Genomic DNA, 14,084 nt, shown 5'->3' on the forward strand with positions numbered 1-14,084 from the left:
GTAGCATAGCGGGCTATGACGTTGTTGGCATCCGCCGTCTGATTGACTTGGCCCGACCGGATGCATCTGCTGCCTGCACCTGCAGATATCTGTTCGAACTAAGGCTGTTTGCGCTCGTTTAACGTGCGGCGAACAGCCGGGAAATCTCTGTGATGACATTGGTTGCCTGCTCCATCGTTTCGACGGAGATGTATTCGAATTTCCCATGAAAATTCTCCCCGCCGGCAAAGATATTCGGTGTCGGCAGCCCTTTGTAGGAAAGCTGTGCCCCGTCTGTTCCGCCGCGTACAGGTCTGATAAGCGGGGTGACGTTCAGATTTTCCATAGCCTGGGATGCGATATCAACAATATCCTGCACAGGTACGATTTTTTCACGCATGTTGTAGTATTGATCATGCATGTCGATGTCAGCGGAACCATGGCCATATTTAGCATTGATTTCCTGGGTGAAATCGTTGAATGTTTCTTTTCGTGAGGCAAAATTGTCTTTATCAAAATCCCGGATAATATAGGAAACCGAAGCTTCTTCTACATCACCGCTTACGGACAGCAAATGGTAAAAGCCTTCATATTTCTCCGTGTATTCGGGTGCTTCGTATTCCGGAACTTTATTGATAAATTCGGCAGCCATTTTTCCGGCGTTCACGAGTTTATTTTTGCCTGTGCCGGGATGGACGCTGTTGCCGTGGAAGGTGATTGTGGCCGCTGCGGCGTTGAAGCTTTCATACTGCAGTTCGCCTAAAGGACCGCCATCCATCGTATAGGCATATGCAGCCGCAAACGTGTCCACATCAAATTTATGCGGGCCGCGTCCGATTTCCTCATCAGGTGTGAATGCCACGCGCACTTTGCCATGTTCGATTTCCGGATGGTCAATCAGATGCTGCATCGCTGTCATAATCTCGGTGACGCCGGCTTTGTCATCGGCTCCGAGCAATGTCGTGCCATCAGTCGTAATCAGCGTATCACCTTTGTAGGCTGGCAGTTCGGGGAAATCGTCAGTGGTGAGGACAATACCCTTTTCCTGATTGAGTGTCAGATCACCGCCATTATAATTGTCGACGATCTGCGGGTTGACGTCTTTGCCGGTGAAATCAGTCGCTGTATCCACATGCGCCAAAAAGCCGATGACCGGCACGTCTTTGTTCGTATTGGATGGGAGCGTCGCCATAACGTAACCGTTATCATCAATGGTGACGTCTGCCATGCCAATTTCCTTTAATTCATCCACCAGCATATGGGCCAGGTTCAGCTGTCCGGATGTGGATGGTGTGGTCGTGCTGGCCTCATCGGACTGTGTTTCGACTTTGGCGTAGCGGGTGAAGCGTTCGATTAATGTATCTTTCATGATATGTCAGCTCCTTTTTCAGTCTAACCTTTAGATTAGTCCTTCCAGTTTATCACGACTATACCAGAAAAATGAAGCGCAGGAAGGGCTGTTCATAAGCCTATCCATCAGGTAGAATGGAAGTAAGTATCTTCATGAGCGATCGTTACGAAAAAAACGCATCGGGAGGGGTTAACATGTCTGTTGTTGTAAGTACGGCGTGGCTGGCAGAACGCATGCAGCATTATCCGGATCAGACGGTTGTTGTGGATACACGTTTCCAGCTGCAGGATGAAGATGCTGGCCGGAAAGCCTACCTGGAAGGTCACATTCCGCAGGCTGTTTATTTGGATCTGAATAAAGATTTATCTGCAAAAGCAGCTAAGCATGGCGGCAGTCATCCACTGCCGGACATGGAAGCGTTCGCAGCAAAAATCGGTCATATCGGGATCGATCATGATACAACGGTTGTGGTGTATGGCCAGGGGAATGACATGTTCGCGGCAAGGCTCTGGTGGCTTCTGGATTATGCCGGGCATGGAGATGTGCATTTACTTAATGGCGGATTTGATGAATGGCTGAAGGAAGGCCGTCCTGTCACAACCGCCATACCAGCATTAAATGCTAAAACGTTCGAGCCTGTTATCCGGGAGAACGCTGCTGTGGGTATTGAGGACGTACAGCTGAAACTGGCGCATCAGTCAGCTGCATTAATTGACTCGCGTGCCAGGGAACGTTATCTTGGTCAGACTGAACCGATGTACCGCCGAGCGGGCCATATTCCTGGCGCGAAAAACTTCGTCTGGACTGACGTTTTGGATGACGAGGGCTATTGGAAAAACACTGATGAATTGGCGGAACACTTCGCTTCATTAAATCAGGACGAGGAGATCATTGTTTCCTGCGGCTCCGGCGTGTCGGCCTGTCCTAATGTGCTGGCCTTGCGCTCAGCCGGGTTTACCAATGTTAAATTATATCCAGGCAGTTTCAGTGACTGGATCTCCTATGATGCAAATGAAGTCGAGACAAAGGACGAGTGATAATGGAGACACAACGCTGCGCATGGGTGACAGATGACCCTATCTATATTGACTATCATGATCATGAATGGGGAAGACCGGTTCATGATGATCAGACATTATTTGAGATGCTGTCTTTGGAAGGCGCACAGGCAGGTTTGAGCTGGCTGACGATTTTAAAACGGCGGGAAAACTACCGGAAAGTATTTGCTGATTTTGACCCGGCAACAGTGGCTGCCTTTGATACGGACAGGGTGCACAAAATGATCCAGGATAAACGCATCATCCGGAACAGGCAAAAGATTGAGTCTGTGATTACAAATGCGCTTGCCGTGCTGATGATTCAGCGGCAATTCGGCAGTTTTTCTGCCTATATCTGGCAGTTTACCGGCGGTGAGCCGATTGTGAACAATTGGGAGACAGGAGCCGATGTTCCTTCTTCAACAGAGGCATCCGAGCAGATGAGCAAAGCCTTGAAAAAACGTGGTTTTAAATTTGTTGGACCGACCATCTGCTACGCCTTTATGCAAGCAACAGGCATGGTGAATGACCATACGCAAGACTGTTTTCTGAGCGGACAGGATCTCTGAACCGGAGAGCTATTGGCAGCCGATACACAACATTTTAAATGGACTGCCTTCTGTGATAGGCTTAACTTACCCTTAAAGAAAGGAAGCGTTTAAATGAACTATGTAACTTTAAATAACGGCCTTGAGATGCCGCAGCTCGGATTCGGTGTCTGGCAAGTGCCGGATGAAGAAGCAGAAACATCTGTAGCCAAAGCACTTGAAGTCGGCTACCGTTCCATTGATACAGCTAAAGTGTACGGCAATGAAGAAGGCGTTGGCCGGGCCATTGCTGCCAGCGGCGTCCCAAGGGAAGACCTCTTCATCACCACGAAACTGTGGAACAGCGATCAGGGCTATGACTCGACACTCGAGGCATTTGATGCAAGTCTTGAGCGTCTGGGACTTGATTATGTGGATCTTTATTTAATCCACTGGCCAATGCCAGAAGTGGACAACTATGTGGAAACGTACAAAGCGATGGAAAAACTGTATCATGACGGCCGTGTGAAGGCCATTGGCGTTTGCAACTTCAATATTGAGCACTTGCAGCGTCTCCTGGATGAATGTGAGGTTGTGCCAGTGCTGAACCAGGTCGAATGCCATCCATATCTGCAGCAGCAGGACGTTAAAGCATTCTGTGCCGAGCACAATATTTATGTGGAAGCATGGAGCCCGCTGATGAGTGGCGGCAATGCGCTGCAGGATGACGTTATCGGTGACCTTGCTAAAAAACATAACAAAACGATCGCGCAAGTTATTCTTCGCTGGCATTTGCAGACTGAAGCGATTGTGATTCCAAAATCCGTAACGCCAGCCCGCATTGAGGAAAATTTCGATGTGTTTGACTTTGAACTGACTGCGGAGGAAATGGAGCAAATGGCCAAACTCGATGACAACCAGCGGCAGGGACCTGAGCCCAATGATATGAACAAGCAATAGGTGCAGATGAGCCGGGACAAACGTATTTTTATCAATTAAAGCTGAATTAGAATTGATATTAAGTTATGTCCCGGCCTGTTTTTGTATGCAGCCTGTGTGAATTATTTTATTTTATTTCCAGCCGTTTACTGGTATGCTGGAGATGCAGGAAAGACAAGCATGTTAAACTATGATGTGTTAGGGTGAATAACCATGCCTCAAGGAATTAATCAGCGCAAAACGGAACATATCCGGCTCTGCTTAACTGACAATGTTGAAGGCGTTAATAAGTCAACAGGTCTGGAAGGCATCTCGTTTATACATAATGCTATGCCAGAGATAAACTTTGCCGATATTGATACGCGCACGCAGTTTCTGGATAAGCCGCTCAAGGCACCTTTCCTTGTCAGTTCGATGACTGGCGGATCGGAACTGGCCGCGACCATTAATCAAAACCTTGCCAAAGCAGCCGAGGAAAAAGGCTGGGCGATAGCACTCGGCTCAACAAGGGCTCTTTTGGAAAGTGATGCGCACCAGGAATCTTTTCTCATTCGGAAGTATGCGCCGAGTGTTCCGCTGATTGCTAACCTGGGTGTGGTGCAGTTGAATTATGGTTACGGCGCAAAGGAGTGTCAGCGGATTGTTGATTTGACGGGTGCCGATGCGATTGTGCTGCACTTTAACCCGCTGCAGGAAGCTATACAGGATGAAGGAAACTTAAACTTTGAAGATCTGCTGCCGAAGATCAAAGAGCTCTGCTCGTCGCTTGACGTTCCTGTAGGCGCAAAGGAAGTCGGTTTTGGCATCGATGGCACGGTCGCGGAAAAACTTTACGATGCAGGCATTTCCTATATCGATGTTGCTGGCGCTGGCGGCACATCCTGGAGCCAGGTGGAAAAACTCCGCTCAAATGATCCGCTGAAAAAAGCTGCCGCTGAAGCATTCAATGACTGGGGCATCCCAACGAAAGACTGCCTTGTATCCGTGAGGAGCAAGCTGCCGGACGCGCCGGTTGTCTCCAGCGGCGGGATGAAGACAGGTGTGGATGCTGCGAAGGCCCTGACGATTGGGTCTGACGTTATTGGCTTTGCCCGGCAATTGCTGGAGGCAGCAACCGAATCGGAACAGGATGTTATCAAGGCGATGGAGCAGATTGAACTTGAATTAAAAATGACGATGTTTGGCATTGGCGCCAAAACGCTTGATGACTTAAAAAATACGAAGCGCGTTTCCATTATGGGGCAATCGCTCCTGGAAGAATAATAATACAGCTGCCGACCTGAATCAGGAAGGCAGTTTTTTGTGGCAAGCGTCATGAAAGCCTGAATTCAATTTATGGAAAAAGCGATAACGCTTAATAAAATGAGGCTGGGGCCAGATACTATTCTCAGAAGGAGGGGGTTATAATGGATCAGGAAATGCACGAACCTGAAGACAGTCGATTTATTCCGATGACTTCTGTGGATAGTGGTTACGGGCGGGAGGCTGCCCCTGACGTGTATTATTATACGGATCAGATCGCCAACGTCTTATTTGTCGGTGACCCGGAGCAGGGTGAGTGGGTAATGATTGATGCTGGCCTTCCTGGGTCGGCTGACGAGATTCGCGCGGCTGCAGCGGATCGCTTTGGCGAAGACAGCCGTCCGTCTGCCATTATTTTAACGCATGGCCATTTTGACCACATCGGTGGATTAGTGGACTTGGTGAACACGTGGCAGGTGCCGGTTTATGCACATGAACTGGAAATGCCATATTTAACCGGTCAGAAGCGTTACCCTAAACCGGATATGAGCGTTGAAGGCGGTGTATTAGCGAAAATTTCCGGCATCTATCCGAATGAGCCCGTTGATTTGGCTGATGCGGTTCAGCCATTGCCAGAGGATCATACGGTACCCGAAATGGCGGGATGGGAATGGTTCCATACGCCTGGGCATTCACCCGGTCATGTTTCCTTGTACCGGGATGACGATTCACTGCTCATCTCAGGTGATGCCTTTATTACGGTACGGCAGGATTCATTTTATAATGTGCTGATGCAAAATACGGAAGTGAACGGACCGCCGCGCTATTTGACAACAGATTGGGAGGCTGCCAGACAATCGGTGGAAAAGCTGGAGACCCTGCAGCCTGATTGTGTGGTGCCCGGTCATGGCCGGGCGATGGAAGGCGCTGATCTGGCAGAGGGACTGCATGAGCTTGTGCGGACGTTTGATCAAACGGCCGTCCCTGATTATGGCCGTTTTGTAGACGACGCGGAACAGTAAATGTTGCGGGAGCCGGTGGCATATCGGTTCCTTTTATTTGCTGCGACACAAGCGGATTTGCTGCAACCGTTTTCAATAACGGTATTAACATTCTATGTGCAGATGTGCTAATATAAAAACAGAAGAGGGGTGTAGCTGATGAAAATAGACGTATGGTCAGATTTTGTATGCCCGTTTTGTTATATAGGCAAACGCCACTTGGACTTTGCTTTGGAACAATTTCCATACCGTGAAAATGTGGAAGTTGCATACAAAAGTTATGAACTGGAACCGAATGCTGAGCTGAACGCTGGCGATAATATACATGAGCGTTTGGCCGCAACCAAAGGAATGTCCTTCGAGCAGGCTAAGAGCATGAATGAACAGGTGGGTAAGCAGGCTGCTGAGGCAGGACTGACCTATCATTTTGACACGATGAAGCCTACCAACACCTTTGATGCTCACCGTGTCGCCAAATATGCTGCGGAAAAGGGCAAAGGCAAAGACATGACCGAACGATTGTTAAAAGCCTATTTCACAGAGTCTGAGCTTATCAGTGATTATAAAACGCTGATCAGGCTTGCGGGTGAGGCTGGACTGGACAAAGATGAGGTATCAGCCTTATTGGAAAAAGACGATTATGCCATTCATGTCCGGGCCGATGAAGAACAGGCAAGACAACTCGGTGCTGAGGGCGTTCCTTTCTTCGTTTTCAACGAAAAATATGCCGTCTCAGGCGCCCAGCCACAGAAGGTTTTCGCTGATGTGCTCGAACAAGTATGGGAAGAAGAACAGGAAAAACCGGGATTGCAATCATTAAATCCAAAAAAATCGAAAACAACTTACTGTACAGATGAAGGCTGTGAAATTGTGGAGGACGATTAAACAGTCAGTTCGGCGCCTTTGAAGGGGGTATTAACCCTTCAAGGGCTTTTTTAATGGCTTTTATAAAATGGTCTGCCTCCTTAAAAAAAGCCGGATTTTTTAACCAGATTGTATTGCAGTTCCCAAGGAATTTGATATAATAGGTTCGGAACGCATAATTGATAATGATTTTCATTCTTATTTAGAATGAATCAATTTTAATAGTCATTCTAATGTGTATTCGAGGGTTTTGTATGAAACGATGGCATCTGGTGGTCGTGGGGGTCCTGTTATCATTTACGTCTATTTTCATAGGTGTTTCGGATATTGCGCCGTGGGACATTTTCAATTTAACTGATGAGCAGATGAAAATGCTGACGGTGAGCCGTCTGCCGCGACTCATCAGCATTATTATTGCGGGTGCGGCTATGAGCATCTGCGGTTTGATTATGCAGCAGTTGACACGGAACAAATTTGTGTCACCCACAACCGCGGGCACCATGGATTCTGCGCGTCTCGGTGTGCTGGTGTCATTGCTTCTTTTCCCATCAGCAGGCATGCTGCAAAAAATGGCGATTGCTTTTGCATTTGCACTCGCGGGTACTTTTATTTTCATGAAAATTCTCGATCGCATTAAGTTTAAGAATACGATATTCATTCCGCTCGTCGGGCTGATGTTTGGGAATATTGTCGGTTCGATAACCACATTTTTTGGACTGAAATACAACCTGGTACAAAGTGTCTCATCCTGGCTGCATGGTGATTTTTCCATGGTCATTGAAGGCCGTTATGAACTTTTGTATATCAGTATCCCAGCCATCTTGCTGGCTTATTTATTTGCCAACCGTTTCACACTTGCAGGCATGGGTGAGGACTTTGCTCTGAGTCTTGGTCTGAATTATAAACGGGTTGTTAATCTGGGGCTTGTTATCGTCGCGTTTGTTTCATCGATCGTGATACTCACTGTAGGGACGCTGCCCTTTTTAGGTCTGGTTGTACCTAATATTGTCACGATCTTTCAGGGCGATCATCTCCGGAAAAGTATTTTTCCCACCGCGCTTATGGGAGCAGTATTTGTCCTGTTTTGCGATATAGTCGGACGGCTTATTATTTATCCTTATGAAATTTCAATCAGCCTGACAATCGGTGTTATCGGCAGTGGTATTTTCCTTTATTTGTTATTGGGGCGTAGAGCCAATGAAAGCTAAACTGACGACACTAGCAATTATAACCGCCGTATTTATTGCTCTATTTCTATTTATCGATATCGGCAGTCAGTGGGAGTATGTGCTGTCGAGACGGTTTAACAAAATTATTGCGATGGTTCTTACAGGCTGTTCAATCGCTGTATCAACGATCATTTTTCAAACTATCACGAATAACAAGATACTAACGCCCAATATTATCGGACTGGATTCGTTATACATGCTGATTCAGACCATTGTTGTGTTTGTCTTTGGTGCTGACACGCTGACCATGATGGACAGCAATTTCCATTTCACGCTGTCAGTTGGGCTGATGCTCTTGTTTTCCGCTTTGCTGTATAAGCTGCTGTTTAAACGCGAAGGGCAGAATATTTATTATCTATTGCTTGTCGGCCTGATTATGGGCACGTTATTTTCCAGCATCTCATCTTTCATGGAAATCCTGATTGATCCTGACGAATTTCTCGTTGTAAGAGACTCCATGTTTGCCAGTTTTAACAATGTCAACACACAGTTGCTCGCTATCTCTGCTGTGGGCGTTGTCCTGATTGGTCTTTATTTGCTGCGGTTTATTAAATACTTAGATGTGTTGTCACTCGGAAAGGATCAGGCAGTTAATTTAGGGGTGGATTATAATGCGATCGTCAAACGCCTTTTGCTGATTATTGCAGCCCTTGTATCGATTTCGACAGCTTTGGTTGGTCCGATTACATTTCTGGGGCTTTTGGTGGCTAATATTACGTATCACTTTATGGGGACATATCAGCATAAGTTTTTACTTATTGGATCGCTCTTCATCAGTGTTATTTCGCTTTTAGGTGCACAAATGTTTGTTGAACATATCCTTCACTTTGGAACAGCTGTCAGTGTTGTTATTAATCTTGTTGGCGGATTATATTTTCTTTATCTGCTGTTAAAGGAGAGTAAATAATGTTAGATGTTAAACACGTTACCAAACAGTACGGTCAGAAGAATGTGGTTGAGGACGTTTCGCTTACGGTGGAAAAGGGCAAAATCACCTCATTTATAGGCCCGAATGGTGCTGGGAAGAGTACCCTGTTATCGATGGTCAGCCGGCTAATCGATAAGGACAGCGGCGAGATTGTCATTGACGGTGAGGATATCAAGAAAAGCAAAAATAATGATCTGGCCAAAAAGATTTCTATTCTTAAGCAATCCAATCACGTTAACATCCGCATTACGATCAAGGACCTGGTCAGTTTTGGCCGCTTTCCTTATTCGCAGGGCCGCTTAACAGCAGAAGACTGGCGGCATATTAATGACGCACTGCATTATATGAGACTTGAAGACATGCAGGACAAATTTATTGATCAGCTTAGCGGCGGGCAGCTGCAGCGGGCTTATATCGCAATGGTCCTTGCACAGGACACCGAATATATTTTGCTGGATGAGCCGCTCAACAATCTGGATATGAATCATTCGGTTGAAATTATGAAGGCCTTGAGGACCATGGTGACCGAACTGCAGAAAACAGTTGTGATTGTGCTGCATGATATTAACTTTGCCTCCTGTTATTCGGATCATATTGTCGCCTTAAAAGATGGAAAGGTCGTTAAAGGCGGCGAGACAGACGACATCATTCAGCAGCCAGTGTTAAAAGAAGTGTTTGATATGGACATCCAAATCGAAATCATCAACAACAACCGGATTTGTCTGTATTACACATAATCGTTCCGCCATAGAAGATCGGGGTGCCTGTGTCAGTCTATGAGTCACCCCAGTCGTGGCAAGCGTTTATTTTTTAAATTTACATTGATAATGATTATCACTATCAGTATTTGTGCTAATCCTGGCATTTGACATTCCAGCAGGGGAAGGGGACTAAGAAATAGCCACTGGGTAAAGAATACGTCGGTGCGTCGCAGATTTTGTTGATTTATATAACTTTAAGGAGTGGTGACGATGCTTAAAAAGCTTTCAGCATTTTTATCTGTTTTTCTATTAATGATGGTTCTCGCAGCTTGCGGCAGTAACGCTGAGGACGCGTCTACCGGATCAGATAACGATGGGGATAATACTGATTCAGAAAAAGAAACGGTTACGATCAGCGATAAGCTGGATGAGACAGATGTTCCGAAAAACCCGGAGAACGTCGTTGTGTTTGACTATGGAGCTTTAGAGACGCTTGATAAACTGGATGTCCCCGTAAAAGGGATTGCTCAGGGAAGTTCCATGCCGGAGTACTTATCAAAGTATGAGGATTCTGACTACACCAATGTTGGTACGTTAATCGAACCTGATTTTGAAGCCATCAATGAAGCAGATCCTGAACTGATTATTATCTCTGGCCGACAGTCAGATGATTATGATGAACTGAGTAAAATCGCGCCGACAATCTATGTGGGCATTGACAATGACAACTATATGGAATCGTTTAAAGATAACGCCAGGAAACTGGGCAAAATCTTTGGAAAAGAAGACAAGGTCGACCAAAAACTTAGCGCTATTGAACAATCAATACAGGAACTTCAGGATAAAACAGCGGCTAATGATAAAGAAGGCTTGATTCTCTTATCAACAGGCGGAAAGATCAGTGCGTACGGCCCAGGGTCACGCTTCGGTCTCATTCACGACGTATTCGGTGTGACACCTTCCGATAAGAATATTGAAGCGTCAACGCACGGTCAGAAAGTCACTTTTGAATATGTGGCTGAGCAGGACCCGGATTATTTATTCGTGATTGACCGGGATAAAGCGATCGGCGGTGACACGACTGCCAGCAAGGTCCTTGATACCAAGCTTGTCAATGACACGACGGCAGCGAAAAATGATCATATTATTTACTTAGATCCGAACGTATGGTACCTTTCCGGCGGCGGCTTGCTTTCGATGCAGGAAATGATCGATGAGGTTGAAAACGGATTGGATTAAGATCAAATGGAAGCAGGGCAGCAGCTCTTGCTTCCATTTCTTTGGGCTCGTAACCTTTGTGCTGGTCCCAGGGTTAGTCGTTTTGGCATTTACTTACGGCACAATTGCGTAAATTAATGCTGCGGTTTGTTACAGAATCGTAATAGGCGACTATGAAAACTGTCTTGGCAGGATCCTTTCCGGAAAACGGCACATAAGTTGACATTTGCACAATCCCCCTTGAATATGTTTGAATGTAGGAACAATGAATGGAAATGAGGGTAGCCGTTTATGAAAAAGTTGATTATGTTATTGGCCGCTTTAAGTTTAGCTGTTGTACTGGCAGCATGCGGTGATGACGATGACTCTGCGGATAAAGATAAGGATAAAGATACGTCTGATAATAATCAGAGTGAACAAGCATCTAAGGACATGCCTAAACCGAACTTAGACGATGTTCCAGATGTTGTGGCAAAAGTCAACGGCGAGAAAATTAAGAAAGACGAATTTTCCAAGACGTATAAAGGCCAGTTTCAGCAAATGGCTATGCGGGCTAAGATAAGCGGCAAGGATCTGGACCAGGATAAGATGAAAAAGCAGACAGCTGAAGGTATGGTTGGCAATAAACTGCTGACTCAGGAAGCGGATAATCGTGATTATAACGTATCCGACGAAGAAGTTGATGATACACTGAAAGAACTGTCCAAACAGCAGCGGAAGGATTTTGAGTCGACCGATGACTTTGTAAAAGCCCTTGAAGATCAGGGAATGGACAAGGATAAGATTATGTCCCAGGTCAAGAAGCAGGTGCAATTAGATAAGCTGATTGATGAGGAATCAGGTGATCTTGAACCATCGAAAAAAGAAGTGAAGAACGCTTACGATCAATATAAGAAACAGCAAAAACAAATCAACAAGCAAAAAGGTGATGACAAGGAAAAAACAGATATAAAGTCATTCGATGAGAAGAAACCTGATCTTAAAAAACGGGTTGAACGGCAGAATAGACAAAAAGCAACTCAATCAATCGTTAAGGATCTTCGTGACGATGCTGATGTGACCGTTAATCTATAAGTCAGTGAAACCAGGCTAAATGAGAGCCTGGTTTTTTTATTCGCTCCAGTTTGGCTGCCGCAAACTGCGCGGATGGATTCCTCCATATGGCTTACAATTTCATTAAATGGTAAGACAGAACAAGCTGGTAAATGGTATACTGGTATATGGTACAGTAATGTATTGTATTGGTATAAGATTTAGTCAGTGAGGTCTGATCATGCAAGCGAAGTCTATCATCGGTATTGTAGCGGTTATCCTGTTGATCGGGGGTGCCGCGTTCGGATTGTATACGCTGAACAAGGCACAAGCATCAGGCAAAACAATAGAACATCCAACGGTGTTTGTTCATGGTTATAAGGGCACCTATTATTCGTTTGCCCACATGCTGCATCGATTTGACCAGACATATGATTGGGGGCAGACATCCCTGATTTATGAGGTCTCTCGAACAGGCGAACTGACGGTCCATGAACTGACGAATGGGCAGGTAAGGAAGCCTGTGTCGATTCAGGTTATTTTCCGTAATAATCGTGCCAGTGTGGAGAAGACAACTGGCTGGCTTGCCAAGGTTCTTGCCCAAATGAAAGAAACGTTTAACATGAATACCGTTAATTTAGTCAGCCATTCCATGGGGAGCCTCGTGGCAACGAATTATATTGAGCAGTATCATGATAAAGCCACATCCCCTGACATAGGGAAACTGATTGCTATCGGCGGTCCCTTTGGCGGCATTTACAACGATGCCTATTTTAAAACGAATCATGATCCGGCTGCCGACGATCTTAAACCTGGTTCACGTGCACTGAAGAAGCTGCAGATGAATAAGGATGCTATACCGGATCATTTAAAGATCTTAAGTATTGGCAGTGTGGGCGACCCGGTTGCTGTACCAGAAAGTGTTGCGATAATCCGGCGTATAACAGATGACAGGCAACTTGATTATCAAATGATTCATGACCCGAGTCTGGGTCACAGCGAGTTGCATGATGATTACCGGGTTGACCGGATGGTTCATAAATTTCTGGAGACATCCGATGAGACGGAATGAACAGCAAAGGATTGATGTTTGTGATCAATGATCGCCATACGTATGAACAGCTGGCAGCTATTACATCACCGGAAAATGTTTTAATGGATGAAGAGCTGTATCGGCATACGTATACACAGCTTGGCGGTAGAGCCGATTTTTATGTAACACCCGAAACATATGAACAAGTTCAAGCGATTGTGAAACTGGCTTTAAATGAAGCTATTCCCTTTACGATGCTGGGGAATGGTTCCAATTTGATTATAAAAGATGGCGGGATCCGCGGTATTATTTTAAATCTGGGGCGCTTAGCAGCCATTCATAAGGACGGGATGCATATTGTAGCCCAGAGCGGCGCACGGATTATTGATGTGTCACAGTTTGCTTTATCACATACTTTAACAGGGCTTGAGTTTGCCTGCGGGATTCCCGGATCTGTCGGTGGCGCCTTATTTATGAACGCTGGTGCCTATCATGGTGAAATTAAAGATGTGCTGAAAAGCGCGGTTGTAGTTGACCGGGAAGGGAATCTCCTGGTGCTGGATGCGGCTGATCTGGATTTGGCATACCGTTCGAGCAATATCCCGGCTAATGGCTACATTGTTCTTGAAGCGACATTTGTGATGCAGGCTGGTGAGTATCCGGCGATTAAAACGGTGATGGACGACTTAACACATAGACGGGAGTCCAAACAGCCTCTGGAATATCCATCGTGCGGAAGTGTGTTTAAGCGCCCGCCGGGTTACTTTGCCGGTAAGTTAATACAGGACAGCCATCTTCAGGGCCGGCAGATTGGCGGTGCTCAGGTATCCCTGAAGCATGCCGGCTTTATCATTAACCGCAACGGAGCATCTGCAACAGAGTACATTGATTTAATCCATTCGGTGCAGGCGACGGTTAAACAAACATTTGACGTAACGCTTGAACGCGAAGTAAAAATTATCGGGGAAGATCCCCTGACATAATTGAGATATGAGAAAAGCTG

The 14,084-nt window shown here is 46.0% G+C and carries 14 protein-coding genes; 13 read left to right on the forward strand and 1 reads right to left on the reverse strand.

What is annotated here, in order from left to right:
* Positions 1-118: 118 nt before the first annotated feature.
* Complete coding sequence (pepT, locus tag ACFQU8_RS06345) at positions 119-1,348, reverse strand: peptidase T (protein ID WP_382358354.1); 1,230 nt, start codon at positions 1,346-1,348, stop codon at positions 119-121.
* A 176-nt stretch (positions 1,349-1,524) separates the two neighbouring features.
* Between pepT and ACFQU8_RS06350 the strand changes: the two genes are divergently transcribed.
* From ACFQU8_RS06350 to murB, 13 genes are all read left to right on the forward strand, one after another.
* Complete coding sequence (locus tag ACFQU8_RS06350; protein ID WP_382358355.1) at positions 1,525-2,367, forward strand: sulfurtransferase; 843 nt, start codon at positions 1,525-1,527, stop codon at positions 2,365-2,367.
* Positions 2,368-2,369: 2 nt separating this feature from the next.
* Positions 2,370-2,936: a DNA-3-methyladenine glycosylase I gene (locus tag ACFQU8_RS06355; protein WP_382358356.1), complete on the forward strand. Its 567-nt coding sequence runs from the start codon at positions 2,370-2,372 to the stop codon at positions 2,934-2,936.
* Between the two features lie 93 nt (positions 2,937-3,029).
* Positions 3,030-3,854, forward strand: a complete 825-nt coding sequence (locus ACFQU8_RS06360; RefSeq protein WP_382358357.1) for an aldo/keto reductase — start codon at positions 3,030-3,032, stop codon at positions 3,852-3,854.
* A gap of 192 nt (positions 3,855-4,046) precedes the next feature.
* Positions 4,047-5,096 (forward strand): type 2 isopentenyl-diphosphate Delta-isomerase, encoded by a 1,050-nt coding sequence (fni, locus tag ACFQU8_RS06365; protein WP_382358358.1) that lies wholly within the window; start codon positions 4,047-4,049, stop codon positions 5,094-5,096.
* A 143-nt stretch (positions 5,097-5,239) separates the two neighbouring features.
* A complete protein-coding gene (locus tag ACFQU8_RS06370) occupies positions 5,240-6,097 on the forward strand; it encodes an MBL fold metallo-hydrolase (protein WP_382358359.1) in 858 nt (285 codons plus the stop codon).
* 138 nt (positions 6,098-6,235) lie between these two features.
* A complete protein-coding gene (locus tag ACFQU8_RS06375) occupies positions 6,236-6,961 on the forward strand; it encodes a DsbA family oxidoreductase (RefSeq protein ID WP_382358360.1) in 726 nt (241 codons plus the stop codon).
* A 233-nt stretch (positions 6,962-7,194) separates the two neighbouring features.
* Entirely contained in the window at positions 7,195-8,148 is a 954-nt protein-coding gene (locus ACFQU8_RS06380) for an ABC transporter permease (protein ID WP_382358361.1), read from the forward strand.
* Positions 8,138-9,076 carry an iron chelate uptake ABC transporter family permease subunit gene (locus ACFQU8_RS06385; RefSeq protein WP_382358362.1) on the forward strand — a complete coding sequence of 313 codons (939 nt, stop codon included), beginning with the start codon at positions 8,138-8,140 and terminating at the stop codon, positions 9,074-9,076. The genes ACFQU8_RS06380 and ACFQU8_RS06385 overlap by 11 nt, the downstream gene beginning before the upstream one ends.
* Complete coding sequence (locus ACFQU8_RS06390) at positions 9,076-9,834, forward strand: iron ABC transporter ATP-binding protein (RefSeq protein ID WP_382358363.1); 759 nt, start codon at positions 9,076-9,078, stop codon at positions 9,832-9,834. The genes ACFQU8_RS06385 and ACFQU8_RS06390 overlap by 1 nt, the downstream gene beginning before the upstream one ends.
* 234 nt (positions 9,835-10,068) lie before the next feature.
* Positions 10,069-11,037, forward strand: a complete 969-nt coding sequence (locus ACFQU8_RS06395) for a siderophore ABC transporter substrate-binding protein (RefSeq protein ID WP_382358364.1) — start codon at positions 10,069-10,071, stop codon at positions 11,035-11,037.
* Positions 11,038-11,307: 270 nt separating this feature from the next.
* Positions 11,308-12,090 carry a SurA N-terminal domain-containing protein gene (locus ACFQU8_RS06400; protein WP_382358365.1) on the forward strand — a complete coding sequence of 261 codons (783 nt, stop codon included), beginning with the start codon at positions 11,308-11,310 and terminating at the stop codon, positions 12,088-12,090.
* Between the two features lie 199 nt (positions 12,091-12,289).
* Positions 12,290-13,120: an alpha/beta hydrolase gene (locus ACFQU8_RS06405; RefSeq protein ID WP_382358366.1), complete on the forward strand. Its 831-nt coding sequence runs from the start codon at positions 12,290-12,292 to the stop codon at positions 13,118-13,120.
* Positions 13,117-14,064, forward strand: coding sequence for a UDP-N-acetylmuramate dehydrogenase (gene murB / locus ACFQU8_RS06410; protein ID WP_382358367.1), 948 nt, complete (start codon positions 13,117-13,119; stop codon positions 14,062-14,064). Before ACFQU8_RS06405 ends, murB begins: the two co-directional genes overlap by 4 nt.
* The last annotated feature ends 20 nt before the right edge of the window (positions 14,065-14,084 follow it).

This window comes from Lentibacillus kimchii (assembly GCF_042666895.1).
Taxonomy (GTDB): Bacteria; Bacillota; Bacilli; order Bacillales; family Amphibacillaceae; genus Lentibacillus; species Lentibacillus kimchii.

Bases quoted from the DNA above. Each gene is read 5' to 3' on its own strand.
- ACFQU8_RS06400 (WP_382358365.1), top strand. From the start codon at position 11,308: ATGAAAAAGTTGATTATGTTATTGGCCGCTTTAAGTTTAGCTGTTGTA.
- ACFQU8_RS06380 (WP_382358361.1), top strand. From the start codon at position 7,195: ATGAAACGATGGCATCTGGTGGTCGTGGGGGTCCTGTTATCATTTACG.
- ACFQU8_RS06395 (WP_382358364.1), top strand. From the start codon at position 10,069: ATGCTTAAAAAGCTTTCAGCATTTTTATCTGTTTTTCTATTAATGATG.
- pepT (WP_382358354.1), bottom strand. From the start codon at position 1,348: ATGAAAGATACATTAATCGAACGCTTCACCCGCTACGCCAAAGTCGAA.
- ACFQU8_RS06355 (WP_382358356.1), top strand. From the start codon at position 2,370: ATGGAGACACAACGCTGCGCATGGGTGACAGATGACCCTATCTATATT.
- ACFQU8_RS06375 (WP_382358360.1), top strand. From the start codon at position 6,236: ATGAAAATAGACGTATGGTCAGATTTTGTATGCCCGTTTTGTTATATA.
- ACFQU8_RS06390 (WP_382358363.1), top strand. From the start codon at position 9,076: ATGTTAGATGTTAAACACGTTACCAAACAGTACGGTCAGAAGAATGTG.
- ACFQU8_RS06360 (WP_382358357.1), top strand. From the start codon at position 3,030: ATGAACTATGTAACTTTAAATAACGGCCTTGAGATGCCGCAGCTCGGA.
- ACFQU8_RS06350 (WP_382358355.1), top strand. From the start codon at position 1,525: ATGTCTGTTGTTGTAAGTACGGCGTGGCTGGCAGAACGCATGCAGCAT.
- ACFQU8_RS06385 (WP_382358362.1), top strand. From the start codon at position 8,138: ATGAAAGCTAAACTGACGACACTAGCAATTATAACCGCCGTATTTATT.
- ACFQU8_RS06370 (WP_382358359.1), top strand. From the start codon at position 5,240: ATGGATCAGGAAATGCACGAACCTGAAGACAGTCGATTTATTCCGATG.
- fni (WP_382358358.1), top strand. From the start codon at position 4,047: ATGCCTCAAGGAATTAATCAGCGCAAAACGGAACATATCCGGCTCTGC.
- ACFQU8_RS06405 (WP_382358366.1), top strand. From the start codon at position 12,290: ATGCAAGCGAAGTCTATCATCGGTATTGTAGCGGTTATCCTGTTGATC.
- murB (WP_382358367.1), top strand. From the start codon at position 13,117: ATGAACAGCAAAGGATTGATGTTTGTGATCAATGATCGCCATACGTAT.